The sequence below is a fragment of the Streptomyces celluloflavus genome, assembly GCA_000720995.1.
GTDB classification, from domain to species: Bacteria; Actinomycetota; Actinomycetes; order Streptomycetales; family Streptomycetaceae; genus Streptomyces; species Streptomyces celluloflavus.
In genome coordinates this window covers 26,880-51,523 of sequence record JOEL01000025.1, presented here as the reverse complement: position 1 = coordinate 51,523, position 24,644 = coordinate 26,880, and the positions used below count along the sequence as shown (strand labels likewise).

At 72.9% G+C, this 24,644-nt stretch carries 19 protein-coding genes and 1 pseudogene; 10 read left to right on the top strand and 10 right to left on the bottom strand.

The features are described from left to right. Window positions 1-45 precede the first annotated feature (45 nt). From IH09_RS22290 to IH09_RS22275, 4 genes are all read right to left on the bottom strand, one after another. A complete protein-coding gene (locus tag IH09_RS22290; RefSeq protein WP_110952506.1) occupies window positions 46-822 on the bottom strand; it encodes a GNAT family N-acetyltransferase in 777 nt (258 codons plus the stop codon). A gap of 143 nt (window positions 823-965) precedes the next feature. Then, window positions 966-1,787 (bottom strand): lipase family protein, encoded by an 822-nt coding sequence (locus IH09_RS22285; RefSeq protein WP_052859139.1) that lies wholly within the window; start codon window positions 1,785-1,787, stop codon window positions 966-968. Window positions 1,788-2,037: 250 nt separating this feature from the next. After that, window positions 2,038-2,253 (bottom strand): DUF397 domain-containing protein, encoded by a 216-nt coding sequence (locus IH09_RS22280; protein ID WP_052859137.1) that lies wholly within the window; start codon window positions 2,251-2,253, stop codon window positions 2,038-2,040. Then, window positions 2,250-3,071 carry a helix-turn-helix domain-containing protein gene (locus IH09_RS22275; protein ID WP_052859135.1) on the bottom strand — a complete coding sequence of 274 codons (822 nt, stop codon included), beginning with the start codon at window positions 3,069-3,071 and terminating at the stop codon, window positions 2,250-2,252. Before IH09_RS22275 ends, IH09_RS22280 begins: the two co-directional genes overlap by 4 nt. A gap of 141 nt (window positions 3,072-3,212) precedes the next feature. Between IH09_RS22275 and IH09_RS22270 the strand changes: the two genes are divergently transcribed. The 3 genes from IH09_RS22270 to IH09_RS22260 all read left to right on the top strand — a co-directional run bounded on the left by IH09_RS22270 (window position 3,213) and on the right by IH09_RS22260 (window position 6,330). Then, window positions 3,213-3,443, top strand: coding sequence for a hypothetical protein (locus IH09_RS22270; RefSeq protein ID WP_052859132.1), 231 nt, complete (start codon window positions 3,213-3,215; stop codon window positions 3,441-3,443). Beyond that, window positions 3,440-3,853 carry a hypothetical protein gene (locus IH09_RS22265; protein ID WP_052859131.1) on the top strand — a complete coding sequence of 138 codons (414 nt, stop codon included), beginning with the start codon at window positions 3,440-3,442 and terminating at the stop codon, window positions 3,851-3,853. Before IH09_RS22270 ends, IH09_RS22265 begins: the two co-directional genes overlap by 4 nt. A 119-nt stretch (window positions 3,854-3,972) precedes the next feature. After that, window positions 3,973-6,330 carry an ATP-binding protein gene (locus tag IH09_RS22260; protein WP_240150511.1) on the top strand — a complete coding sequence of 786 codons (2,358 nt, stop codon included), beginning with the start codon at window positions 3,973-3,975 and terminating at the stop codon, window positions 6,328-6,330. A 596-nt stretch (window positions 6,331-6,926) separates the two neighbouring features. On the opposite strand, the gene IH09_RS39235 is transcribed toward IH09_RS22260, so the two are convergent. Then, window positions 6,927-7,616, bottom strand: coding sequence for a DUF4870 domain-containing protein (locus tag IH09_RS39235; protein WP_190233377.1), 690 nt, complete (start codon window positions 7,614-7,616; stop codon window positions 6,927-6,929). 273 nt (window positions 7,617-7,889) lie between these two features. Here IH09_RS39235 and IH09_RS40685 point away from each other — a divergent pair. Next, a pseudogene (locus IH09_RS40685) lies at window positions 7,890-8,543 on the top strand (hypothetical protein); the annotation flags it as partial. Between the two features lie 81 nt (window positions 8,544-8,624). Here the strand turns inward: IH09_RS40685 and IH09_RS22245 are convergent. Beyond that, entirely contained in the window at window positions 8,625-9,944 is a 1,320-nt protein-coding gene (locus tag IH09_RS22245) for a hypothetical protein (protein ID WP_052859126.1), read from the bottom strand. A 175-nt stretch (window positions 9,945-10,119) separates the two neighbouring features. Between IH09_RS22245 and IH09_RS22240 the strand changes: the two genes are divergently transcribed. Beyond that, window positions 10,120-12,651: a helicase C-terminal domain-containing protein gene (locus tag IH09_RS22240; protein ID WP_052859124.1), complete on the top strand. Its 2,532-nt coding sequence runs from the start codon at window positions 10,120-10,122 to the stop codon at window positions 12,649-12,651. 146 nt (window positions 12,652-12,797) lie between these two features. On the opposite strand, the gene IH09_RS22235 is transcribed toward IH09_RS22240, so the two are convergent. Further along, on the bottom strand, window positions 12,798-14,792 hold the full coding sequence (locus IH09_RS22235) for a heavy metal translocating P-type ATPase (RefSeq protein WP_052859122.1): 1,995 nt from the start codon (window positions 14,790-14,792) through the stop codon (window positions 12,798-12,800). A gap of 94 nt (window positions 14,793-14,886) precedes the next feature. Here IH09_RS22235 and IH09_RS22230 point away from each other — a divergent pair, with 94 nt between their 5' ends. The 4 genes from IH09_RS22230 to IH09_RS22215 all read left to right on the top strand — a co-directional run bounded on the left by IH09_RS22230 (window position 14,887) and on the right by IH09_RS22215 (window position 19,158). Then, window positions 14,887-15,285: an ArsR/SmtB family transcription factor gene (locus IH09_RS22230; protein WP_052859120.1), complete on the top strand. Its 399-nt coding sequence runs from the start codon at window positions 14,887-14,889 to the stop codon at window positions 15,283-15,285. A gap of 244 nt (window positions 15,286-15,529) precedes the next feature. Then, on the top strand, window positions 15,530-16,174 hold the full coding sequence (locus IH09_RS22225; protein WP_052859118.1) for a LysE family translocator: 645 nt from the start codon (window positions 15,530-15,532) through the stop codon (window positions 16,172-16,174). A gap of 305 nt (window positions 16,175-16,479) precedes the next feature. Continuing rightward, entirely contained in the window at window positions 16,480-17,025 is a 546-nt protein-coding gene (locus tag IH09_RS22220; protein WP_190233376.1) for a GNAT family N-acetyltransferase, read from the top strand. A 447-nt stretch (window positions 17,026-17,472) separates the two neighbouring features. Continuing rightward, a complete protein-coding gene (locus IH09_RS22215) occupies window positions 17,473-19,158 on the top strand; it encodes a DNA repair helicase XPB (RefSeq protein ID WP_052859114.1) in 1,686 nt (561 codons plus the stop codon). 404 nt (window positions 19,159-19,562) lie between these two features. Here IH09_RS22215 and IH09_RS22210 read toward each other — a convergent pair whose 3' ends face one another. After that, entirely contained in the window at window positions 19,563-20,849 is a 1,287-nt protein-coding gene (locus tag IH09_RS22210) for a glycosyltransferase 87 family protein (protein ID WP_052859112.1), read from the bottom strand. A gap of 240 nt (window positions 20,850-21,089) precedes the next feature. Then, on the bottom strand, window positions 21,090-21,308 hold the full coding sequence (locus IH09_RS22205; RefSeq protein ID WP_110952501.1) for a hypothetical protein: 219 nt from the start codon (window positions 21,306-21,308) through the stop codon (window positions 21,090-21,092). A gap of 449 nt (window positions 21,309-21,757) precedes the next feature. On the opposite strand from IH09_RS22205, the gene IH09_RS22200 reads away from it, so the two are divergent. Next, window positions 21,758-24,007: a HelD family protein gene (locus tag IH09_RS22200; RefSeq protein WP_052859219.1), complete on the top strand. Its 2,250-nt coding sequence runs from the start codon at window positions 21,758-21,760 to the stop codon at window positions 24,005-24,007. A gap of 111 nt (window positions 24,008-24,118) precedes the next feature. Here the strand turns inward: IH09_RS22200 and IH09_RS22195 are convergent, their stop codons facing one another. Then, on the bottom strand, window positions 24,119-24,499 hold the full coding sequence (locus tag IH09_RS22195) for an ArsR/SmtB family transcription factor (RefSeq protein WP_094791356.1): 381 nt from the start codon (window positions 24,497-24,499) through the stop codon (window positions 24,119-24,121). Window positions 24,500-24,644 lie beyond the last annotated feature (145 nt).

The following is a 24,644-nucleotide window of genomic DNA, read 5'->3' as shown; positions in this document are numbered from 1 at the left end:
GGCCCTCCCGGATCGACCCGGCGGCCCCGGAGAACCACGGTGGTCTCAGGGTGTGCGGGGAGGGGCGATGGCGTACTCGGTGAACATCCCGCACGCCTCGAACCCGAGGCGGCGGTATACGGGTTCACCGTCCGAGGAGGCTTGCAGGACCACGGTGCGGTGGCCCTCCTCGTACGCGGTGCGCAGCGCCGCCAGGGTGATGGCGCCGCCGTACCCGCGCCGCCGGTCGGCCGCCAGGGTCGCGATGTTGTAGATCCCGGCGACTCCCGCGTGGAGGAAGACCTCGGCGGAGCAGACCGGGCGGCCGGCCACGTAACCGACCAGATAGCGGGCGGGACAACCGGGAGCGAGGGCCCACTCGGCGGCCTCGGCGAAGAAACGGCGCACGGTGGCGGCCGGCGGGTCCCAGTTCGCGGCCAGGACGGCCGCGTAGTCGGCGAGTTGCCCGGGGGTCGTCACCCGGCGGATGTCCGGCCCCCCGGCGTACGGCTCCGGCGGGGCCGCCGACAGCTCCCGCCACATGCCCGTCTCGGTCTCGGACGCCTCAAGGCCGGCGTCCGCCAGGAGCGAGCCGAGATCCGCCGGTGCGGAGGCGGGCCCCACCCACCACGAGAACGGGCGCCCGGTGGCGGCCAGGGCCCGGACGGTCCCGGCGACCCGGGCCGGGGCGGTGTCCGCGGAGAGCCGCGCCGCCGCGACGATGTTGAAGGTGTCGTCGGCCAGCCCGCTGTCGGCGATCAGGAGGCCGTCCGTCTCCGTGACGGTCGGGCCCGCCATCTGCCGGTGCAGATGACAGGCGTGCTCGGCGAGGTTCCGCTCCATCTTGAGCAGCAGATCGGGGTCACTGCCGGTGGCGTCCGCCGTCCCGCTCATCTCACTTGTTCCGCTTTTTTCGTGCATGGCGGCTCATCAGATCACGCCCGGTCCGCGGCCCGCACACCATTTGCCGGCCGGACCCGCCCGGGTCAGGAGAGGTTCTTCTCCAGGGCGGCGAGATAGTTGCGCATGAAGTGGTCGCGGATGCCGTCGCTGGCGGGCGCGAAGGCGTCGGCGGTCAGGCCCCTGGCGCGGTCGGTGAGGCCGCTGACGAGCGGCATGGCCTCGCGGACCCGGCCCTGGGAGTCGAGGTAGCGCAGCGCCTCGACATGCGTGTAGACGGGCTCGGGCGGGAGCTGCGGCACGATGTCGTTGTTGTTGACGAAGCGGTACATACGGTCCTTGAAGCCCTTGTTGTACGCGGCGGCCAGCAGCCGGTCACAGGTGCGGGGCTGCCCGTAGGTGTAGACCCCGTCGGCGGCCAGCCGCGGGTCCTCCAGATACATCCGGGCCCCGGCGAGCATCGCCAGCGCACCGCCCAGACTGTGCCCGGTGAACCACACGCTCTGCCCGTTGGTACGCAGCTCCGCGAGCGCGTCCTTGACGGCGGGGAGGATCGACTCCAGGGCCCTGGCGAAGCCGTAGTGGACGAACCCGGTGCCGCCGGGACCAGGGCTCGGCAGCGTGTCCACATCCGAGAGCCAGTCCTTGATCTGGGCCGGTTCGGTGCCGCGGAACGCGGTGACGATCATGTCGTCACCGGCCATCGTGTACGCCTGGGTGTCCTCCAGCGGAAAGGGCGGCGTGAAGCTCGTCTTATGGTGCCGGACCTCGCCGAAGCCCCACTCCCCGGCCTGCCGGTCGATGGCGGCCTCGTCCTTGTACGCCAGGTCGGCCGCCTGCGCCAGCCAGTACGCACGCTCCAGGCTGTAGCCGTCCGTCAGGTGATCGATCGCGATGGGTACGGCCACGGTGAATCCTTACGCAGTTGCGGATCTGAGAGGGCCGGCGGGACACGCACCGCGCCCGAAGCCGGCGGACGCCGGTACGTACGGCGCCACCCCCGTCATAGCGGTGGCCTACGCGAGGGGTGGGGCCGACACACCCGCTGGTCCCCCGGACGGCTCCGCCGTGGGGAGTGCCCGTGCCACGCTGCGCCCGGCCCGGACAGCCGTGAGCCCGCCACTGCGGGAGCGGTGGCGGGCTCACGGTAGGCGGGGGTCAGAGGGCGGCGAACTCCCCGCACTTGACCGAGGAAACGAACGACGCCCACCTGCCCGCCGGAAAGACGAGCGCCGGGCCGTGCGGGTCCTTGGAGTCACGGACCGGGACAACGCCCGGGAAGCCGTCGGCGACCTCGACGCAGGAACCCCCGTTGTCACTGCTGTAGCTGGACTTGCGCCAAGACGCACGAGACAGGCTGCTTGCACTGGTCATGGGCTCAGATCCTTCATCGCATCGGCAATCAGGTCGATCGACCGGCCAGGAGACAGGGCTACCGCCGTAAGCAGATCATAGGCGCGCTCAGCCGCCCTGACGTGTTCGGATTCAGCGAGGATCTGCCCTTGCAAGAAGCCGTCTACGTAGACCACATCCGGCCCTTCGTCCAACGCGAGGACTTCGAACGGTCCTGCAACACCCGCGTGCTCACCGGCGTCGTACGGCACGACCTGGATGACGTTACTGGGAGCGTCAGCAGCACTCATCACACGCTCAAGCTGTGCCCGCATCGTCTCGGGGCTGCCCATCCGGCGACGCAACACGTTCTCATCCAGCACCACCCACAGTTTGGGCGGAATCTTCCGCCCAAGGATGTGCTGCCGCTCCATGCGGGCGGTCACCTGCTCCTCGACGCGGTCGGTATCCGGCCGTCGAGCTGAGAACACCGCTCGCGCATAGTCCTCGGTCTGCAAAAGTCCTGGCACTACCTGGACTTGGAAAGACCGGATGATTGTCGCCGCTTCCTCAAGGTCCACATACGGCCGGAACCACGACGGATACGCATACTTGATCACCAGGGGCCACAGCCGCTGAAAGTGATCACCCGTCCCGAAGATCTCGTCGCAGAGCTCGGACAGATCCTTGGTCGGCAGCCGCTTCGTCGCCTCGATCTTGTTGAGGAGCGAGGGGGCCATGTGCGCGCGTTTGGCCAGGTCCCGTTGGGAGATACCGGCGAGTTCGCGGCGGCGTCGCAGGTCTGTCGCATAGAACGACAGAACGGATGCCGAAGGGTCGAGTTCGTCCGCGTAGGCCATATGCCTTTCCCTTCCATTGACTTGCTGCCAAGTCAACGAGTGCCACCTGGAAAGCCTACGCGCGGAGGGCAACGCTGGGTCTACACATGGTGATTGCCGCCCGGACGAGGGCGGATACCTGAGGCGTACGGAGCGATGACTATGACAACACCGGCCAGTGCGAGGGCGGTTCACTACGGATTCAACGAGGCGGAGGAGGCGCGCGATGAGCTGTGCGACGCCCTCAGGGATGTGGGCGTCGTGCTGCCGTCGCTGGGCATCGACCTGGTGTCGTGTACCAGCGAGATTCTCCGGCCCTTGGTGGACTTGGGCCGCTGCAACGTCGACACGGCCCGGAGGCTCACTGCCGCGCTCAAGGGCCGGGCACGGTGAACTTCGAGGTTCGTGAGCCCCGCTTCCGGCTGCCCGCCGAGAGGCGATGGCCGCCGCTTCCCGAGCCGGAGGATCACCACGAGTGGCTCACCGCGCGCTGCTGGCTGGGCTGCCGTCGCGAGGCGGTGCGGGTGATGTGGGTCGGGTCGGCCAAGCTGCCGGGCGGCGAAGTCGCCCTGTACGCCTGTGCCGACGACATCGCGTGGCTCGACGCCATGGCGCGCGACGCGCTGTACCGCGGTGACCGGCAGCCCTTCGCCTGCTCGGAAACGATCCCGGTCCCGGTCCCGGGTGCGGCCTCGGGCGCGGTCGCACCGTACGCGGGACGGCAGTTGTGCGCGCACGCCGCCACCCGCCGGTCGGGCGGCAAGACGTGCTGCGCGGCGTGCGGGGCTCAGCTCTATCTCTAGGCCCCGGGGGCGGTGAGACCTCCCGCGCTACGGTCCCCGCCATCTCCCGGGCACGGCGGAAAGTGGCGGGGAGACGCGCGGCCTCCCTGCCCGTCGGTCGCCCCGGCTAGGTTGGGCCCATGGGAACTGGGGTACCGCTGGGCGGGATGGCGGGGATTCCCGCCGACCTCACCGCCCTGGTCGGGCGGCGCACCGAGGTCGCGGAGGTGCGGCGGCTGCTCTCCGCGTCGCGGCTGGTCACGTTGACGGGGGCCGGGGGCGTCGGCAAGACCCGGGTGGCGCTGCGTACCGCCGCCACGGTCACCCGGGCGTTCCGCGACGGTGTGTGCGTCGTGGAGCTGGCCGGGCTGCGCGACCCGAAGCTGCTGGCCCATACCGTGGCCACCGCGCTGGGCCTGGTGAACCAGTCCGGCCGCGCCACCCTCGACGTGGTCACCGGCCATGTCCGCGGCCGGCGGCTGCTGCTTGTGCTGGACAACTGCGAGCACCTCGTCGACGCCTGCGCGCGCTTGGCCGACACCCTGCTCCGGGCCGCGCCCGGTATCCGCGTGCTGACGACCAGCCGCCACGTGCTGGGCGTCACCGGGGAGCAGGTGTTCGTGGTGCCGCCGCTGCCGACGCCGGTCCCGAGCCGTCGGCCCTCGGTCCGGGAGCTGCTCACCTGCCCGGCGGTGGAGCTGTTCGGCCGGCGCGCCGCGGCCGTCCTGCCCGGGTTCGAGGTCACCCAGGACAACGCCGAGGCGGTGGCGCAGCTGGTCCAGCGCCTGGACGGGCTGCCCCTGGCGATCGAACTCGCCGCGGCCAGGATGCGCACCCTCACCCTCGACGAGATGCTCGCCCGCCTGGAGGACCGTTTCGCGCTGCTGACGCTCGGCAGCCGTACCGCCCTGCCCCGGCAGCGGACCCTGCGCGCGCTGATGGACTGGAGCCACGCGCTGTGCACGGAGCGGGAACGTGCCCTGTGGGCCCGGGTCTCGGTCTTCTCGGGCGGCTTCGACCTCGGGGCCGCGGCGGCCGTCTGCGCGGCGGACGACCTGCCGGCGGAAGCGCTGGTCGATGTGGTGGACGGCCTGGTGGAGAAGTCCGTACTGACCCGGCACGAGCACGGTGGCCGCGCCCGGTACCGGATGCTGGAGACCGTCCGCGAGTACGGGCAGGACCGGCTGGCCGCGTCCGGCACGGCCGCGGCGTACCGCCGCCGCCACCGTGATCACTACCTCGGCCTGACGGCACAGGCCCAGGCGCAGTGGTTCGGCCCGGAACAGGCGGCGTGGTTCACGCGGCTGCGCCTCGACCACGCCAACCTGCGGGTGGCCCTGGACTACTGCCTGACGGAGCCCGGCGAGGCGGCGGCCGGGATGCGCCTGGCGGTGACCCCCCGCCACTACTGGATCACCCTCGGGTCCCTGCACGAGGGGCGCCACTGGCTCGACCGGCTGCTGGCGGCCGAGCGCGCGCAGAGCTCGGCGCGCGCCACGGCGCTGGGCACCTACGCCTACCTCGGCGTCCTGCAGGGCGCCATCGAGGAGGCGCTGCCCGCACTGGACGAATACCGCGCGGCGGCCGAGCATCTCGAAGACGCCTCCGCCCTCGCCTGGGCGCGGCACCACCAGGCGCTCGCCGCCGCGTTCCGCTGGGATCTGCCGCGCGCGGCCGCGCTGTTCGAGGCCGCCGCCACCGGCCACCGCGCGCTGGGCGATCTCGGCGGCGCCACCGAATGCACGGTCAAACTCGCCATCGCCGTATGGCACTTGGGCGACCACGACCGGGCGCTGGCCCTGTGCCGGGAGTGCGAGGCGGTCACCTCGGCGCACGGGGAATCGTGGCTCAGGGCGCTCACCCTGTTCGCCCGGGGCCTCCTCCAGTGGCTGGGCGGCGACCGCGACACCACCGACGGTCTGGCGCGCGAGGCGATCCGGCTCATGCGGCCGTTCCATGACTGGTGGGACATCGCGATGTGCGTGGAGCTGGTGGCCTGGAGCGCGGAGGCGGCCGGCGCGACCCGGCGCGCCGCCCATCTGCTCGGCATCCTCCGGTCCCTCTGGGAGACGATCGGCGGGACGCTCTCCGCCGCGCCCTTCATGGCCGAGTCCCACCAGCGGTGCGAGGACGCGGTGCGCGCGGCGCTGCCGGCCGGGGAGTTCGACCGGGCGGTCCGGCGCGGCGCCGCGTTCAGCCCCGCCGCCGCACTGGCCTACGTACTGGAGGAAGCACCCGCGCCCGCCCCGCCCCCGCCCCGGCGCCCCGCGCACACGGGCCCGGACGCGCCGCTCACCCGGCGGGAACGCGAAGTCGCCGGCCTCGTCGCCCTGGGCCTGAGCAACAAGGAGATCGCCGCCAGTCTCGTGATCGCCCAGCGCACCGCCGAGAACCACGTCGAACGCATCCTGGCCAAGCTCGGCTTCACCTCCCGGTCCCAGGTGGCGGTGTGGGTCCATGAGGGGCGGCGAGGGGAGTCGGCGTCGGGTGCCCCGTAAGGGATCGGGTGCCCCCGTAAGGGATCCGAATTCCCCGCCCGGGGACGTGAATTCCCGCCGGGGACGTGAATTCCCCGTCATGGTGATCTGTCGCCGGGCATCAGATGTCAGACGTCGCCCTGTCCCCACCCGTGACCGAGAGCAACCGCAAGGCGGCTCGTGAAATGTCCCCCGGGCAACCGAGTGGCGGCGGAAAGCGTCTCCATGACCGAGATAAGCCACGGGGGCATGCGAGGGGATCGGAACATGGAAGAGGCTGCGGGTTACGCGGTGCGAGTGCTGAAAGGCGTGGGCCTGCTCGCGTTCAACGTGGTCGGCTCGGTGGGCGACCTGCTCGCCATCCACATCCCGTGGAAGAAGGAGCGCGAGCGCTCCGCCACGGGCGAGTAGCACCGCCGCGCAAAGACAGCACGCGGCCCGGGGTCGTACTCCCCGGGCTGCGCGTAAAACTCGCCGATTCAGCCGAGCAGGCGCACCGAGCGAATCGCCGGTGATGCCGTCACCTTCCGCTATCGGCTATCCGTCCTCTCCGGGGTCGCGCCCTGCCCCGCGTACGGGGCCGTATCCGCGCCCATCCCCCGTTCCTCACTCGTTCCTCACCCGTTCGTCTGCTTCACGAAGCGGAGGCAGACGGGGTACCGGAACTGCTCGCCGCCGCCCGCCTTCAACGCGGCCATGATCTGAACGATCAGGCAGCAGACGAACAGGACGAGGCTCAGCACTCCCCCGAACCCCCGCGCCGCCAGGGACAGCAACAGGATGACCGTTCCCGGGATCAGCACGGTGAGCTGGAAGTTGAGCGCCTCGCGGGCATGGCTCCGGACGTACTCGGACTTCGCGGTCGTCATCACGATCAGCGGTGGCACGAAGCAGAGGAACACCGAGAAACCGGGGATGACGAACGCGAAGACGACCGCGACGACCAGCGGCGTCCAGTGGGCCAGCGCGGCGACGGCCCGATCGCTGCCGGCGCTGTGCGCGGGCAGATATCCCGGCGGCGGGGGGACATACCCCGGGGGCGGGGGCCCGTAACCGGGCGGTGCCCCGTAGCCAGGGGGTGTCCCGTAGCCGGGATGCGTCCCGTAGCCGGGGATGCTCTGGTTCGGCGGCCCCTGGCCGGGGGTTTCCTGGCCCGGTGCCCCGTAGCCCGGAGGCGGGTAGGGCGGTGGCAGGGCGCGCCCGGGGTCGGGGCCGTACTGCCGCTGGTAGCGGAAGAGCTGGCAGGCGGGACAGGCGCACCTCGCCACATCGTGGGGGGCCTGCTCGGGACTGGGTGTCGAGTTCATGGTCCTGTCCGGGTGGGAGGACGGAGAGGAGACGGGAGAACGGAGCGCGGAGGGGAGCGCGGTGGGGAGCACATATGGCGCGTGACAAGTGTCGGCAACGGACCTGCTGTTCGGATACGGGAGAACTACTCACATCGTCGAACCCGTGGCCCCGTCCCCCGCCGAACCCATGGCCCCGCGTGGCGACCGCGCTTGCCCTGGTCGCCACCGGGGCGGTCGCACCGGCCGGTTGCGGGCCCGACGGCAGCGGTGGCGGCAGCCCGGCGAAAAGGGATACCGCTGCCCGCCGGACCACTGGTCGTCCGCAGCCACTGCTACGGCCATCCGCTCACCCCTCCCGCGGCCGGTCTGTTCCTCGGCCGGCGCGGCGGGCCCGTCGCGATGCAGCTCTACAACGAGTGGCTGCACCAGGTGGTCCTGCTGCGCGACGCCCTGCTGCCCTTCACCAACTGGCAGGACGTTCCGCTCTTGGTCACCCCGTCCGGGCTGCGGCACACCGAACCGGCCCGCGACGCGTTCCTCACCGAACTGCTGGTCCGTCAGATCCGGCACTCCAGCATCGTGGACTTCGCCCGGCACGTCGTCACCGGCACCTCCGGCCAGGCCGGTTACGGCTTCGAGGCGGGCGGCGGCGCCGCCCTGCCCGCCGTCCTCGGCCGGCCACCCCTGACCGCCCCCGGCACCTGCTGACCTGGCGCCCCGACCCGGCCGCCGTCGACACCGTCACATACGTCGCCGAGGTGCGGGACCACTACGCCGCCCCTCACACCCTCGTCGAGGACCTGCCGCTCGCCCACACCGCACCGGGGCCGCTCACCGCCCGGATCGGCACCGGGCCGGTCGCGGACGGGACCCGTACCGCCGGTATCGAGATCACCCGCGACGGCACCACCGCCCGCGTCGACCTCGGCCAGGCCCTGCGTCGTCCTTCCGTTCCTGGCCGCGCAGAGGGCGTGACCGCCGCCCGCGTACCTCGGTCCGCCCTCGCACCCCGCAGGCACCGCGCCCCTACGCGCGCCGCATCCGCCACACCAGGAACGCGGCCGAGGCGACGGCCGCGACCCGGGCCATCACCGGCAGCCCGTCGAAGAGCTCCTGGCCCAGCCGGGCCTGCGTGATCGGCTCGCCCCACCGGCCGTCGAACCGTCCCCAGATCCAGACCATCAGGCCGCCGACGGCGATGCCCGGTACGCCCAGCGCCGCGAACTTCGCCTCGATCCGGGTCAGCCGCCGCGATACGTACGCGAGCGCCCAGCCGCCGACCAGGGCCAGCCACGACCCCAGCACCGCCCCGGCCACCAGCAGCAGCGCGGCCAGCGTGAGGACGGGGCTCAGCCGCAGCCGCGCGATCAGCGAACCGTCCGCCTCGGCCGCCTCGTCGGCCCCCGCGTCGGCCGCCTCGTCGGCCTCCTCGGCACCGGCCGCCGCACCGCGCCGCCGGGCGAGGGCGCGGCGCAGCAGTCCGGGCAGCGGCGGCCTCGTCCCGTCCGCCTCGCCCTCGGCGTCCTCGGCGTCCTCGGCGTCGGGGTCCCGCTCAGCCTCGGCGTGCTCGGCGTGCTCGTCGCCCCCGGCGTCCTTCCCGTCCCCGTCCCCGTCCTTCCGCAGCGACAACGGGCGGTCGCCCGTCAGCCCTTCCCGCATCTCCTCGATCTCGATGCCGCCGACGAACCCGGGCACGGTCTCGCCCGGCCCGTACGGGTCCGCCTGCACCGACCACCAGTCGGGCGACTCGTCCGCGTCGCCCAGTTCGTCCGGGCCCGCCAGGTGCGGCGGCGAGGCGGTCCGCGGTGCGGGCGGGGCGGGCCGCTCGGGGCGGATGACCTTCTTCAGGAAGCTCGGGCGGCCGGCCGGGGGCTCCGTGGCCTCGTCGCGGGGGGCGGGAATCCGGCCGGTCAGCCCACTGCGCCGGGCCAGTCCGCCGAGCTTGTCGCGGGTGCTCGGCCGCGGCGCGGGCGGCTCGGCGGGCCGCGGGAAGAAGCGCGAGGGGGTGGTGGGAGGCGCGGCCGGAGCGCCGTCGTCGTCCGGCGCGGTGTGTCCGTCCGCGGGCGTCACGGGGCCCGCCGGAGCCCGGCCGCCCCCTTCGCCGTCCCCGCTCCCGCCGGCGTCCCCGTCCCCGCTCCCGGCGGCCGTCACCACGGCCTCCGGCGTCCCCAGCCGGGACAGCACCCGCTTCACACCGGAGACCGAATCGGCCTGCTGCGCGTCGATCTCGGCACGCAGCGTGGCCACCAGCCGCATCCGCGCGCCGGAGGGCAGCCCCCGCTGCTGGGCCAGGTCGCCCACCCGGCTCAGATAGTCAAAGACGAGCTGATCGCTCTCGATCCCCACGAAATCCCCTGCGACGTGCGCCGGTTGCTGCACCGACGGTACCGCTTCGGCCGATGGCGGGCGCCGGACCGTGCGGCCGCGGCGGCGTACGGGCCACTCCGGCGGAGTCGGCCGCCCTCCGCACCGTCGCCGCGCGCGGCTCCCTCCGATCCCCGGCACCGCTACCGTAGGACGAATGACTGATACGCCCCGAACCCTCGCCGAGGAGCTCCGGACCCGCACCGACAGCGGCCTCACCGGCCTGCTGCGGGCCCGTCCCGACCTGCTCAACCCGGTGCCGGGCGATATCACCCAGCTGGCCACCCGGGCCGGGACGCGGGCCTCGGTCGTCCGCGCGGTGGAGCGGCTGAACCGCTTCACGCTCCAGACCGCCGAGGCGCTGGCGGTGGCGCCCGACCCGTGCCCGTACGAGACGCTCGGCGCGCTGATGGCCGGGGACGCGGGGGACGCGGCCGTCACCGCGGAGCTGCCCGGGGCCGTCGCCGAGCTGCGCGCGCAGGCGCTGATCTGGGGCCCGGACGACCGGCTGCGGCTGGTACGGACGGCCCGCGAACTGCTCACGCCGAGCGCCACCCACCCCTCGCCGACCGGACTCGGCCCGAGCGTCGCCGAGGCCACCGCCGGGATGTCCCCCGGCCGGCTCCAGGACATCCTCGCCGCGGCCGGGCTGCCGGCCACCCACGACCCGGTCACCGCGGTCGCCGCCCTCACCGCGCTCTTCTGCGACCGCACCCGTATGGCGGCACTGCTCGCCGCCGCGCCGGCCGAGTCGGCCGCGGTCCTGGACAAGCTGGTGTGGGGCCCGCCGTACGGCGGTGTCACGGACCGGCCGGCCGGGCACCTCCAGTGGCTGCTGGACCGCGGGCTGCTGATGCCGGCGGGGACGCGCCATGTCGTACTGCCCCGGGAGGCCGCGCTCCACCTGCGCGGCGGGCGGGCGCACCGCGGCCCCGAGCCCGTACCGCCCGCGCTCTCCCCGGTCACCGAACGCGAACCGCGGCTGGTGGACGGTGCCGCCGCGGGCCAGGCGTTCACGGCGCTGGCGACCGTCGAGGAGCTGCTCAAGGAGTGGGACCTCGGCGGGCCCGCCGTACTGCGGGCCGGCGGACTGAGCGTGCGCGACCTCAAGCGGACCGCGACCGCCCTGGACACCACCGAGCAGCTCGCCGCCTTCTGGCTCGAACTCGCTTACGCGGCGGGGCTGGTGGCCTCCGACGGGGAGGCCGACGAGCGGTACGCGGCGACCCCGGCCGCCGAGGACTGGCTCCAGCTGCCCGACGAGGAGCGCTGGGCGCGGCTGGTGGCCGGCTGGCTGTCCGCGACCCGTACGCCGGGGCTGGTGGGCACCGCCGACACCAAGGGCCGCGCGCTCGCCGCCCTCGGTCCGCACCTCGACCGCTCGGCCGCGCCCGAGGTCCGCCGCCGTGCGCTCGCCCTGCTCGGCACTCTCCAGCCCGGCAGCTCCGTACCGCCCACCGCGCTGCTGGCCCGGCTGCGCTGGGAACGCCCGCTGCGCAGCGCGTCGGCGGCCCCGGCCGGAACCGGGACGCAGCCCGGGGCCGGCACCGTCCCCCACACGCCCTCCGCATCCCCCGCCCTCCCCGCCGACGACCTGCGCTCCCGGCTCGCCCAATGGGCGCTCGCCGAGGCCGAGTTGCTCGGCGTCACGGGGCGCGGTGCGCTGGCCGCCCCCGGCCGCGCGCTGATCCAGGACGGCACTCCGCCGGCCTCCGCCGTCCCCACCTCCGCCGAGATCCGGGCCGCCGCCACCCGCGCCGCCGCACTCCTCGCCCCCCTGCTGCCCGAACCCCTCGACCATGTCCTCCTCCAGGCGGATCTGACCGCCGTCGCCCCCGGCCCGCTGCTCCGGCCGCTCGCCGAGGCGCTCGGCGTACTCGCCGACATCGAGTCCAAGGGCGGTGCGACGGTCTACCGCTTCACCCCCGCGTCGGTGCGCCGCGCCCTGGACACCGGCCGCTCCGCCGCCGAACTCCAGGAGTTCCTGGCCACCCACTCGCGTACGCCCGTGCCCCAGCCGCTCGCCTACCTCATCGACGATGTGGCCCGTAAGCACGGCCAGTTGAGGATCGGCGTGGCCGCCGCGTACGTCCGCTGCGACGACGACGCGCTGCTCGCCGAGATCCTCGCCGACCGCCGCGCCGCCACCCTCCGGCTGCGCCGCCTCGCCCCGACCGTGCTGGCCGCGCAGACCTCCCCCGACCAACTCCTGGATGGTCTGCGGGCGATGGGCTACGCCCCGGCCGCCGAGTCCGCCGAGGGCGACGTCCTGATCGCCCGCGCCGACTCCTACCGCACCCCGCCGCGCACCGCGCCCGCCCCGGTCCCCGACGGCCCCCCGGCCCCCGACCCGGCCCTCCTCGACGCGGCCGTCCGCGCCATCCGCGCCGGCGACCTCGCCGCCACGGCCGAACGCAAGCCCCAGCACGCCGCCGCCCCGGGCCCCGGCGCCCTCCCCCGCACCACCTCCGCCGAAACCCTCGCCACCGTGCAGGCCGCGGTCCTCACCGGGTCCGCCCTGTGGATCGGCTACGTCAACGCCGACGGCGCCGCCAGCCAGCGCGTCATCGCCCCGGTCCGCGTCGAGGGCGGCTTCGTCACCGCCTACGACCACACCTCCGACGAGGTCCGCACCTACCCTCTGCACCGCATCACGGGGGTGGCGGAACTGGCGGACGGGGCGGTCTGACGGGGGCGGGTCGACGGGCGGAGCGGCGGGCTGGTCACGCGAATCGGCCCCGGTCTTCTGCCCCTGGCCGAGAGGGCGAAGCGGCGGCCACGGCCTCACACCCGCCCCTGTCTTCGCGGTGGGGGCGGCCCGTCAGGCGCGCCCGCTCATCTGACGGCTCCGGCACCGGCTCGCTTCCAGGCCGCGTCGCGCAGCAGGCGCAGGCCGTTGAGGCCGACGATGACGGTGGAGCCCTCGTGGCCGAGGACGCCGAGCGGCAGCGGCAGGCTGGCGACGAGGTCCCAGACGACCAGGCCGGTGATGAACACGCCGGCGATGACCAGGTTCTGCACCACCAGACGGCGGGCCACCCGGGACAGGGCGATGACCTTGGGGACGGTGGCGAGTTCGTCGCGGACGATGACGGCGTCGGCGGTCTCCAGGGCGAGGTCGGATCCGGCGCGGCCCATGGCGATACCGGTGTGGGCGGCGGCCAGCGCCGGGGCGTCGTTGACACCGTCGCCGACGACCAGCGTCCTGCGCCCGGCCGACTCCTGCTCGCGTACGGCGGCGACCTTGTCCTGCGGCAGCAGCCCGGCGCGGACGTCACCGATGCCGGCCTCGGCGGCGAGGCGGGCGGCGGCGCGCGGGTTGTCGCCGGTCACCAGCATCGGGGCGGTACCGGTCAGCGCCGTCAGGGCGGTGACGGTGGCGGCGGCGTCCGGGCGGAGCCGGTCGGCGACGCCGAGGATCCCGACCGGGACGCCCTCGCGTGCGACGAGCACCGTGGTGCGGCCGTCGTTCTCCAACTCCTCGGCGAGGGCCGCGGCTTCGGCGGAGCGCGCGTCGGTGGCGCCGTCCAGGAGCCGGGCCGGGGCGCCGACGGCGACAGCGGCGCCGTCGACGGTGGCGGTCACGCCGGTGCCGGGGGCGGAGTCGAAGTCCCGTACCTCGGGGATGTCGAGGCCGCGGGTGCGGGCGGCGTCGACGACAGCGCGCGCGAGGGGGTGTTCGCTGGGGTGCTCGGCGGCGGCCGCCAGGGCGAGCAGTGCGTCCTCGGAGAGGTCCGATCCGGCCAGGGGGCGGATGTCGGTGACGCGGGGGGTGCCTTCGGTGAGGGTGCCGGTCTTGTCCAGGGCGACGGTGTCGACCTGGCCGAGGCGCTCCATGACGACGGCGGACTTGACCAGGACGCCGTGGCGTCCGGCGTTGGCGATGGCGGACAGCAGCGGCGGCATGGTGGCCAGTACGACGGCACACGGGGAGGCCACGATCATGAAGGTCATGGCGCGCAGCAGGGAGCTGGTGAGGTCGGCGCCGAAGCCCAGCGGGATCGCGAAGACGGCCAGGGTGGCGGCGACCATGCCCAGGGAGTAGCGCTGTTCGACCTTCTCGATGAACAGCTGGGTGGGGGCCTTGGTCCCGGAGGCTTCCTCGACCATGGCCACGATCCGGGCGATCACGGAGTCGGCGGCGTCCCGCTCGACCTCGACCCGTAGCGCGCCGGTGCCGTTCAGGGTGCCCGCGAAGACCTCGTCGCCGGTCTGCTTGGCCACCGGCAGGGGCTCGCCGGTGATGGTGGCCTGGTCGACTTCGCTCGCTCCGGCAAGGACGCGGCCGTCGGCGCCGATCCGCTCGCCGGGGCGGATGAGGAGGGTGTCGCCGACGGCCAGTCCGGCGGTGGCGACCGTCTCCTCGCGGCCGCCGTCACCCAGGCGGGTCGCGGTGGCCGGTGCGAGGTCGAGGAGGCCGCGGACCGCGTCCTGGGTGCGGGCGGTGGCCAGTGCCTCCAGGGCACCGGAGGTGGCGAAGATGACGATCAGCAGCGCGCCGTCCATCACCTGCCCGATCGAGGCCGCGCCGATCGCGGCGACGACCATCAGCAGATCCACGTCCAGGGTCTTGTCCTTGAGGGGCTTCACCCCCGCCCAGGCCGGCTCCCAGCCGCCCGTGAGGTAGGTGAGCGCGTACAGCGGCCCCCAGGCCCCGGCCGGGGCGCCGGTCAGCTGGAGCGACAGCGCGATCAGGAACAGCACCAGGGAGGCGCCCGCCCAGCGGGCCTCGGCCAGTGCGAGCACCCGCGTGCGCCGCTTGGGCGCGGCGGCGTCGCGCGCCGTCGCGGCCGTAACCGGAGCCGGGCGTTCGGTAAGGGTGGAAGGCATGGCGAAAGGCCCCTTCACGGGCTGGGGACGGCAACACCACCACCATACAGGAACACATGAACAGCTCTTCATTCATTGTCGTTAGGATGGTGCCATGGGACATGGAGCCGACGCCGCAACCACCGCCACCCCCCGCGAGCGCCTGGACACGGCCGGCGCCGCCGACGTCGCCGCCACCCTCCAGGCGCTGGCCACACCCTCGCGGCTGTACATCCTCGCCCGCCTGCAAGAGGGCCCCTGCGCGGCCGGCGAGTTGGCCGGCGCCGTGGGCATGGAGCAGTCCGCCTGCTCCCACCAGCTACGGCTGCTGCGCAACCTCGGCCTGGTCACCGGCGAACGGCGCGGCCGCTCCATCGTCTACAGCCTCTACGACAACCACGTCGCCGAACTCCTCGAACAGGCCCTCTACCACGTGGAACACCTCCGCCTCGGCCTGCACGACACCCCCGCCGAAGCCGTCGCGGAAGCGGCCGAACCGGCGGCCGCGCGCTGAGGATGACGCCGCCCGTCGACGCACCCCACCGCTCCCGGCGGGGACCGAGTACATAACCGCTCCAGCCCAGCCCCTCACCCGTCGCGGCGAGCGCGAAAACGGGGAAGGCGGCGACCGTCACGGTGGCGTCGCGCCCGGCCGGTCCCTCGGCGCCCGGTGATTTCGACACGGAACGAGCCTGGAGCGGACGGTCCGCCATCTGTTTGTATGACCTCCGGAAAGCAATCCAGGAGGTGGCGGACACATGGTGTCCACGGAGAGCATTCTCGCGTTCGCGGCGATGTCGCTACTGGTGATCGCGATTCCGGGGCCGAGCGTGCTGTTCGTGATCGGCAGAGCCCTCGCCCACGGCCGCCGCACGGCGCTCGCGACGGTCCTCGGCAACCAGACCGGTTCGTACCTCCTGGTGACCGCCGTGGCGTGGGGCCTCGGCGCGGTGGTGGAGAGTTCGATGGCGGCGTTCACGGCCGTGAAGCTGGCCGGCGCGGCGTATCTCGTCTACCTCGGCGTGCAGGCGTTCCGGCACCGCAAGGAGATGCGCGCGGCGGATCTGGCGGCCCCGGCGGGTGAGCGGCGCGGCGATCTGCGCACCGTCCTGGACGGTGTTGTCGTGGGCGTCACCAACCCGAAGGGCTTCGTCTTCTTCGCGGCGATGCTGCCGCAGTTCGTGAACCACTCGGCGGGCCATGTCCCCCTCCAGATGATGGTGTTGGGACTGCTCCCGGTCGCCATCGGCCTGATCACGGACACCCTGTGGGGCCTGGGTGCCTCGGCGGCCCGTTCCTGGTTCGCCCGCTCGGACCGCCGCATGTCGATGGTCGGCGGGGTGGGCGGCTTCGCGATGATCGGCCTGGGCGTGACCGTGGCGGCGACGGGGCCCGCCGACTAGGGACCTTCACGGAGCGGGACATCAGCCCTCTGACCTAAAGCGCGAGAAACGCTCCTGAGCCGCGACCTCCTGAGCTTCAACTGTGCGGCTCACTGAGGGACTTGTCCGTTTGAGCCTGTCCCGGGTAGGTACAGGAGCTCCGTGTCCGCCAAGCGTGCAGACGTCCCTTTCCCGGCTTTCGCGCAGGAGGGGGTGATCCGTTGCGTCGACAACATCCGCATCGGCATCGGCCCTTGAGACCGCCGGACCCCGGCTCCGAGAGCGGCTACCAGCCGTGCGACCCCATGGAACGTAGATTGGGCGCCATGCTGCTGAACCTCGGCCTCGGCAACCAGCGGATCCAGGTCAGGGACCTCGAACCCCGGGACGAGAACGATGTGCTCGCGCTGTTCGGCGCGGCGGAGGACTGGTTCGTCGCCGCCACCGGCCGGCCCGCGGCGCCTGGCGACGTCCAGAGCCTCTACTACGGCCTGCCCGAAGGTGCGGCCTTCGAGGACAAGGCCCTCCTCGTGATCACCGCCGACGGCCGGGTGGTCGGCGTGATCGACGCCGTGCTCCGGCATCCCACGGCGGAGAGCTGCTCACTCGGCTTGTTCCTCGTCCACCCCGCTCACCGGCGCCACGGCCTGGGCCGGCTGACCGCATCGGCGCTCCTGGGCGAACTCGCGTCACAGGGCTGTACCGATGTCGGCGCCTCGGTGGCCGAGGGCTGGCAGCCCGGACTGAAGTTCCTCGGCGCACTCGGATTCTCTTTCGAATCACCCCGCACACCCGCGAACGCCAACCGGAACCTCGGCCCGGGTGAGCGACGCATCATCCCGGCGGGGCTCCGTCTGTGGCCCGGCCGGTAGACACGGACACGTATGCCGGTCGTGCCGGACTCCAGTTCCGCCGAGACCATCGAGGCCGCCGAAGCCACCGAGACCGCGAAGGCCGTGATCGCCTTCGTTACCGCCCGGCCCGTGATCGCCTTCGCCGCTGCCCGGCCCATGGACGAGGTGAGGTCCGGCGGCTCAGTCGCCGACGTGGGCGCCCCCTGCCCCCCTTCCCCCGCACAGCGCCCCGCGCCCCGTATGCCGCACCCCCCACCCCGTACGTCACACGCCACACACCGCACGCCGACGCCCCGCCGAGGTAGACTCTTCTGTTTCCCGCGAAAGACGTACGTAGAGGGCCGCGCGCATTCCTGGCGCATCGGTCGGACGCCTTTCGAACGACGGGCACGGGGCATCGCCCGAACCGTAGTGGTGGCAGGTGTGGTGTCTGTCACGCTGACGTTCCTATCCGCGGAGGTATGTGTGTCCTGCCTGATCGTCCAGAGCGACAAGACGCTGCTTCTGGAGGTGGATCACGAGCTGGCGGACGCCTGCCGGCGGGTGATCGCCCCGTTCGCGGAGCTGGAGCGGGCGCCCGAGCACATCCACACGTACCGGGTGACGCCACTGGGTCTGTGGAACGCGCGGGCCGCCGGGCACGACGCCGAACAGGTCGTGGACGCGCTGGTGGAGTACTCGCGGTATCCGGTGCCGCATGCGCTGCTCGTGGACATCGCCGAGACGATGTCCCGTTACGGGCGGCTCACCCTCGTCAAGCACCCCGCCCACGGGCTGGTGCTGACCAGCACCGACCGGCCGGTGCTGGAGGAGATCCTGCGGTCGAAGAAGGTGCAGCCGCTGGTCGGGGCGCGGCTGGACCCGGACACCGTCGCCGTCCACCCCTCCGAGCGCGGGCAGATCAAGCAGACCCTGCTCAAGCTCGGCTGGCCGGCCGAGGACCTGGCCGGTTACGTCGACGGTGAGGCGCATCCGATCGAGCTGGCCGAGGACGGCTGGGCGCTGCGGCCGTATCAGCAGCAGGCCGTGGAGGGCTTCTGGCACGGCGGCTCCGGTGTCGTCGTACTGCCCTGTGGCGCGGGCAAGACGCTGGTCGGGGCGGGCGCGATGGCGCGGGCCAAGGCGACCACGCTGATCCTGGTGACGAACACGGTCTCGGCGCGGCAGTGGAAGCACGAGCTGGTGAAGCGGACGTCGCTGACCGAGGACGAGATCGGCGAGTACAGCGGGACGAGGAAGGAGATCCGGCCGGTCACCATCGCCACGTACCAGGTGCTGACGACCAAGCGGAAGGGCGTCTACCCGCACCTGGAGCTGTTCGACTCCCGCGACTGGGGCCTGATCGTCTACGACGAGGTGCATCTGCTGCCCGCGCCGGTCTTCAAGTTCACCGCCGATCTCCAGGCCCGGCGACGGCTGGGGCTGACCGCGACGCTGGTGCGGGAGGACGGCCGGGAGTCGGACGTCTTCTCGCTGATCGGGCCGAAGCGGTTCGACGCGCCGTGGAAGGAGATCGAGGCGCAGGGGTACATCGCGCCCGCGGACTGCGTCGAGGTGCGGGTCACCCTGACCGACTCGGAGCGGCTGGCGTACGCGACGGCGGAGACCGAGGAGAAGTACCGCTTCTGTGCGACCACCGCAAGCAAGCAGCGGGTCACCGAGGCGCTGGTCCGTAAGCATCAGGGCGAGCAGACGCTGGTCATCGGGCAGTACATCGACCAGCTGGACGAGCTGGGCGAGCAGCTGGACGCGCCGGTGATCAAGGGCGAGACGACCAACGCGCAGCGCGAGAAGCTGTTCGGGGCCTTCCGGGAGGGCAAGATCTCCGTCCTGGTCGTCTCGAAGGTCGCGAACTTCTCCATCGACCTGCCGGAGGCGACGGTCGCGATCCAGGTGTCCGGCACCTTCGGCTCACGCCAGGAGGAGGCGCAGCGGCTGGGCCGGGTGCTGCGGCCGAAGGCGGACGGGCATGAGGCACGGTTCTATTCGGTCGTCGCGCGCGACACCATCGACCAGGACTTCGCGGCACACCGCCAGCGCTTCCTGGCCGAGCAGGGGTACGCGTACCGGATCGTGGACTCGCACGAGCTGCTGGCGGCACACGAGGACGAGGGTGAGGACGAGGGCGTCGTGACGGGCGGGGACATCTGAGGGGCGGGCGCCTGGGGGCGGGGACGGCTGAGGAGCGGGCATGTCTGAGGGGCAGGGACCTCTGAGGGGCGGGGACCGCTGAGGGCTGGGGACCACTGGGGGTGGGCACGCCTGAGGACCAGGCACGCTGGGGAGGGCGGGGACCTCTGAGGGGCAGGCACGCCCGAGGGGCGGAGACCTCTGAAGGCAGGGCACGCCTCAGGGCCGGAGCCTCTGAGGGCGGGCACGCCTAAGGAGCGGGGACCACTGAGAGCCGGGCACGCCTGAGGGCCAGGCAGGTCTGGGGAGGCCGGGCACGCCCGAGGGCCGGGCACGCCCGAGGAGCGCGCCCCGTGCTGCGTAGCCCACGGACGCCGGGCGGGCCGTCGTTCCGGCGGAGGGCATCCGCCCGGGGCCGGCGGGGGTCAGCCCGCCCGGGACTCCGTGCTCAGTCGCGGCCGGTCGGCGCGGGGCTGCGGGATCAGGCCCGGCTGTCCGGGGCTGCCGGGGCCGTACCGCGTCCACCAGGCCACCGCCGCCAGCAGGGCCAGTCCGAGCACCGGATAGGGCGCGGCGAACGGCTGGTGCCACCAGGGCAGGTGCAGGTCGAGGTCGCCGGCGTGCGGGACCAGCCAGTGGCTGCGCGCGGTGAAGACCAGCGTGACCGCGCCGACCAGCGCCCAGCGCCAGGTGACATCGCGGGCGTGGGCGGCGAGCGTGACGATCAGCGGGACGCACCAGACCCAGTGGTGGGACCAGCTGATCGGCGAGACGAGCAGGGCCGTGACGGCGGTGCAGAGCACGCCCCAGTTGTCCAGGCCGCGCCGTACGTAGACCCGCCGGGCGACGTAGAGCCCGGCCCCGGCGGTGAGCAGCGCCGCGACCGCCCAGACGATGCCGGGCTCGGGGGTGTGCAGGACTCGGGCCATCAGCCCCTGGAGGGACTGGTTGTCGACGATCCATGCCTTGCCGACGCGGCCCGTCTCGAACATCCGCTGCGTCCAGAACTCGACGCTCGCACCGGGCAGCACCAGGAGCCCGATCAGCACCGAGCCGGCGAACCCGGCGAGGGCGGTGAGCGCGGCCTTCACCCGGCCGGTGACGAGGAGATAGACGGCGAAAATCGCGGGGGTGAGCTTGATTCCGGCCGCTATGCCGGTGGCGAGGCCCTTGAAGCGGGCACCGTCCGGGCGGGAGAGGTCCCACAGGACCAGGCAGGCCAGGGCGAGGTTGACCTGGCCGAAGACAAAGGTCTGGAAGACCGGTTCGAGCCAGACGCCGAGGGCGGTGGCTCCGAGGACGGCGGGCGCGGTGTAGGCGGACCTGCGCACTCCGGCGGCCTTGCAGGAGAGGTGGATCAGCAGGGCGAGCAGCCCCGCGTTGACCACGACGCCGATGATTTTGAGCGTGGCGAGCGAGAGCCAGGTCGTGGGGATGAAGAGCAGGGCGGCGAACGGCGGGTAGGTGGCCGGCAGCGCCCATCTGGTGACGGTGAAGCCGTACAGGTCACCGCCGGTGGCGGCGGCCTCGCCCTCCGCGCGGTAGACGACTATGTCGGCCATCGGCAGCTTCACGAACGTGTACACCACCCACGCCCCGGCGAGCGATGCCACGGTCAGCAGGACGGCTATCACCAGTCGGCGTGGGTTCGCGAGGCACTGGGCCCTGGTCTGCCTCCACGTCCACGTCCCCCTACCGTCGGCGGCAGACATCTCCTGACCCTCCTCGTCGCCCTGAGCGTGCTCTCTGCGGCGACGCTAGTGGATCGGGGCCGACCGCCCGTAACGGATTCCGGTCACCCGGGTGTCTATTCGGGATCGACTCCTTGTGTGTGATTGTGCGCGATTGTGCATGGTTTGGGCGAGCGCGGCCGCTGCGCGCACGCGTTCAGGTACATATGCGACGCCCCGGTGGGCCCGTCCATCCCCCTCCTCCCATCCGGGATCCGGCCGTCAATCGTCCGCGTACTCGCCCATGACCAGGACGCCGAACGCGGCCGCGGCGAAGACTCCGACCGCGCGGAACGCGTTTCCCAGGGCATGGCGGTCCGCGGGGGCGGCGCCCGCGACGGGGTCGGTGCCGAAGGCGGCGGCGCCCTTGGCCGGGTGCAGGGAGGACGGGTGCAGGGAGGACGGGTGTGCGATGGCGGAGGAAATCGTTGCGCTGCTCATGACTCCATGATGGTTTTCACGTGACCGCCGCACATCGGCCCACGGGTCCATCCCGCATCGGTCGGAAGTCAGACCGCGGGCCCACCCATCCCCTACGGGAGATGGACGGCACCCCTCAGGGATCCGTCGCAAGTACACCCCGACCACCACGAGCACCACGACCACCAGAGCCAGCACAACCGCATCAGCCACCACAACCGCTCCAGCCACCGCAGCCACTTCAGCCGCCACATCGCCACGACCACCAAATATTCGTTGGCGCCCCGAAAAGCCGCTGACTACAATCGCGCGTCTGCCCTGCCTCCCGTCGAGGAGTGCCGCCGACCGGACGGAAACCGGCCGGTCCTTCGCATCACGCCGACGACCCGCCCTACGCACCGACCACCGGCCCGCCGTGCCCGCTCTCCGTGGCGCGCGCCCGCCGTGTGACACCCACCGGAGGCAACGCCGTGCCCTCGCACGCCCACCCGTCACCCCCCACCGACCCGAGCGGCGCCCCCGCCACCCGCGGCGCACAGCCGGCCGGCCCCCGGCCCGACGTACCCCGCCCGGCCGCCCACCGGCCCGAAACGCCCCCTGCCGGCCCCGCCGCCCCCGACCCCCTCCAGCGCGAACGCGCCCACCTCGCCGCCTCCCGCGCCGCGCTGCGCGCCATGCGCGAGGACGCCGAGGCGCTGAACATCGCCGACGTCACCGCGAACTGGGTCAACGCCGAGGTCCTCCAGGGCGAGATCGACGCCCGGATCAAGGCCCTCGCCGACCTCGCCCACACCCCGCTCTTCTTCGGCCGCCTCGACTACCTGCACGCACCGGGGCTCGGTCTCGCCGAGGGCGCGTCGAAGGGCGCGGCGGACAGCGCCTCCGACGAGGGCGCGGGCGGGCCGCGGACGGGCGAGAACTTCTACATCGGGCGACGGCACGTCCACGACGCCGGCGGCGACCCCATGGTCATCGACTGGCGCGCACCCGTCTCCCAGCCGTTCTACCGGGCCTCCAAGAAGGACCCGATGGACCTCGAACTGCGCCGCCGGTTCGGCTACACGGCGGGCGAGCTGACCGCGTACGAGGACGAACACCTCACCGATCCGGCGGAGGCCGCACAGACCAGCCGGCTGCTCCAGTCGGAGATCGAGCGGCCGCGCGTGGGCCCGATGCGGGACATCGTGGCGACGATCCAGCCGGAGCAGGACGAGATCGTGCGCGCCGGGATCGGCGGCTCGGTCTGTGTGCAGGGCGCGCCGGGCACCGGGAAGACGGCGGTCGGTCTGCACCGTGTCGCGTATCTGCTGTACGCGCACCGGGAGCGGCTGGCCCGCTCCGGCACCCTGGTCATCGGCCCGAACCGCTCCTTCCTGAACTACATCGAGCAGGTGCTGCCGGCCCTGGGCGAGCTGGAGGTCAAGCAGGCCACGGTCGACGACCTGGTGGCGCATGTCGAGGTGCGCGGGACGGACGGCGCGGCCGCGGCGACCGTCAAGGGTGACGCGCGGATGGCCGAGGTGCTGCGGCGGGCCGTCCGCTCGCACATCACGCTGCCCGTGGAGCCGTGCATGGTCGTCCGCGGCTCCCGCCGCTGGCGCGTCCCGGCCTATGAACTGGAAGAGATCGTACGGGAGTTGATGGACCGCGACATCCGCTACGGGGCGGCGCGCGAGGCGCTGCCGCAGCGGATCGCGCACGCCGTACTGGTGCGGATGGAACAGGCGGGCGAGGCGCCGGACGACCGGGTGCAGGACGCGGTGGCCCGCAACGCCGCCGTGAAGGCCGTGGTCAAGGAGGTCTGGCCGCCGGTCGATCCGGCAAAGCTGGTGCTGCGGCTGCTGGGTGACGCGGAGTTCCTGGCCGAGCAGGCGGCGGACATCCTGACGCCCGAGGAGCAGCGGACGATCCTGTGGGCCAAACCGGCCCGCAGCCCGAAGAGCGCCAAGTGGTCCGCCGCGGACACGGTGCTGATCGACGAGGCGACGGATCTGATCACGCGGACGCACTCGCTGGGGCATGTGGTCCTGGACGAGGCGCAGGACCTCTCCCCCATGCAGTACCGCGCGGTGGGCCGCCGCTGTACGACGGGTTCGGCGACGATCCTCGGCGATATCGCGCAGGGCACGACGCCGTGGGCGACCGACACCTGGGAGGAGGCGCTGGCCCATCTGGGCAAGCCGGGTTCGGCCGTCGAGGAGCTGACCCAGGGCTTCCGGGTGCCGCGCGAGGTCATCGCGTACGCGTCCCGGCTGCTGCCGGCCATCGCCCCCGATCTGACGGAGGCCACGTCCATCCGCGAGTCCGCGGGCGACTTCGAGATCCGTACGGTCGCGGCGGACGATCTGGACGCCGCCGTCCTGGCGGCCTGCGACGAGGCGCTGACGAAGGAGGGGTCGATCGGGCTGATCGCGGCCGACGCCCGCGTCCCGGTGCTGCGCGCGGCCCTGGAGGCGACCGGGGTGACCTGCCTGGCGCCCGGCGAGGAGACCTCCGCCGAGTCCCGGCTGACGCTGGTGCCCGCCACGCTCGCCAAGGGTCTGGAGTACGACTACGTGGTGCTGGACGAGCCGGCGGCGATCGTCGACGGCGAACCGGACGAGCGCACCGGGTTGCGCCGGCTGTACGTCAGCCTGACCCGCCCCGTCTCCGGCCTGATGGTGATCCACGCGGCCCCGCTGCCGGCGCAGCTGAACGGGACCGGGGCGGCCCTCCTCTGAGGGCGGGCCATCGCCCCCAGGCCCTCGCGTCCCCCAGGCCCCGCGTCCTCCCCAGCCCCCGCGTCCTACCGAGGCCCTCGGAGCCATTACGCCCCTCAAGCCCCCTGAACCTCAAGGGACTTGAGGGGCGTTCCCCTCGTATGCCCTGAGGAGCGTCTCCACCAGGCCGGGAAAGCGTGCGTCGAGGTCGGCGCGGCGCAGCCGTACGTAGCGGTTGCGCCCGACGGCCCGGGTGGCGGTGATCCCGGCCTCGCGCATGATCCGCATATGGTGCGACACCGTCGACTTGTGCAGATGGCCGACGCCCAGCCGCTCGGAGGAGCAGCTGTACCGCTCCCCGTCCGCGTAGACCCGGAAGAGGTGCAACCGCGTCGGGTCGCCTAGCGCGTGCAACACCTTCACCAGCTCGATGTCCGCGGCGTCCGGCTGCTCCAGCAGCTCACCGTCGCCGATCTCGTTTTCCGGCCGCTTCAGCGGCTCGGCGTCGTTCATCCCGGCCTCCGTCCCGACCGTCCTGCCGGCCGCACCACCGACCGTACCGACTCCCGGACCGCCGCCCGCACGGGCTCCCGCACCGGCCCCGGGACCGGCCACACCGATCCCCGAACCGTTTGACATCCTTCCAACAGTCCATATT

What these genes read in the sequence shown, in the direction of transcription:
- IH09_RS22290 (WP_110952506.1), bottom strand. Translation starts at nt 822, where the DNA reads ATGGAGCGGAACCTCGCCGAGCACGCCTGTCATCTGCACCGGCAGATG.
- IH09_RS22280 (WP_052859137.1), bottom strand. Translation starts at nt 2,253, where the DNA reads ATGACCAGTGCAAGCAGCCTGTCTCGTGCGTCTTGGCGCAAGTCCAGC.
- IH09_RS22275 (WP_052859135.1), bottom strand. Translation starts at nt 3,071, where the DNA reads ATGGCCTACGCGGACGAACTCGACCCTTCGGCATCCGTTCTGTCGTTC.
- IH09_RS22270 (WP_052859132.1), top strand. Translation starts at nt 3,213, where the DNA reads ATGACAACACCGGCCAGTGCGAGGGCGGTTCACTACGGATTCAACGAG.
- IH09_RS22260 (WP_240150511.1), top strand. Translation starts at nt 3,973, where the DNA reads ATGGGAACTGGGGTACCGCTGGGCGGGATGGCGGGGATTCCCGCCGAC.
- IH09_RS39235 (WP_190233377.1), bottom strand. Translation starts at nt 7,616, where the DNA reads ATGAACTCGACACCCAGTCCCGAGCAGGCCCCCCACGATGTGGCGAGG.
- IH09_RS22240 (WP_052859124.1), top strand. Translation starts at nt 10,120, where the DNA reads ATGACTGATACGCCCCGAACCCTCGCCGAGGAGCTCCGGACCCGCACC.
- IH09_RS22235 (WP_052859122.1), bottom strand. Translation starts at nt 14,792, where the DNA reads ATGCCTTCCACCCTTACCGAACGCCCGGCTCCGGTTACGGCCGCGACG.
- IH09_RS22230 (WP_052859120.1), top strand. Translation starts at nt 14,887, where the DNA reads ATGGGACATGGAGCCGACGCCGCAACCACCGCCACCCCCCGCGAGCGC.
- IH09_RS22225 (WP_052859118.1), top strand. Translation starts at nt 15,530, where the DNA reads ATGGTGTCCACGGAGAGCATTCTCGCGTTCGCGGCGATGTCGCTACTG.
- IH09_RS22220 (WP_190233376.1), top strand. Translation starts at nt 16,480, where the DNA reads ATGCTGCTGAACCTCGGCCTCGGCAACCAGCGGATCCAGGTCAGGGAC.
- IH09_RS22210 (WP_052859112.1), bottom strand. Translation starts at nt 20,849, where the DNA reads ATGTCTGCCGCCGACGGTAGGGGGACGTGGACGTGGAGGCAGACCAGG.
- IH09_RS22205 (WP_110952501.1), bottom strand. Translation starts at nt 21,308, where the DNA reads ATGAGCAGCGCAACGATTTCCTCCGCCATCGCACACCCGTCCTCCCTG.
- IH09_RS22195 (WP_094791356.1), bottom strand. Translation starts at nt 24,499, where the DNA reads ATGAACGACGCCGAGCCGCTGAAGCGGCCGGAAAACGAGATCGGCGAC.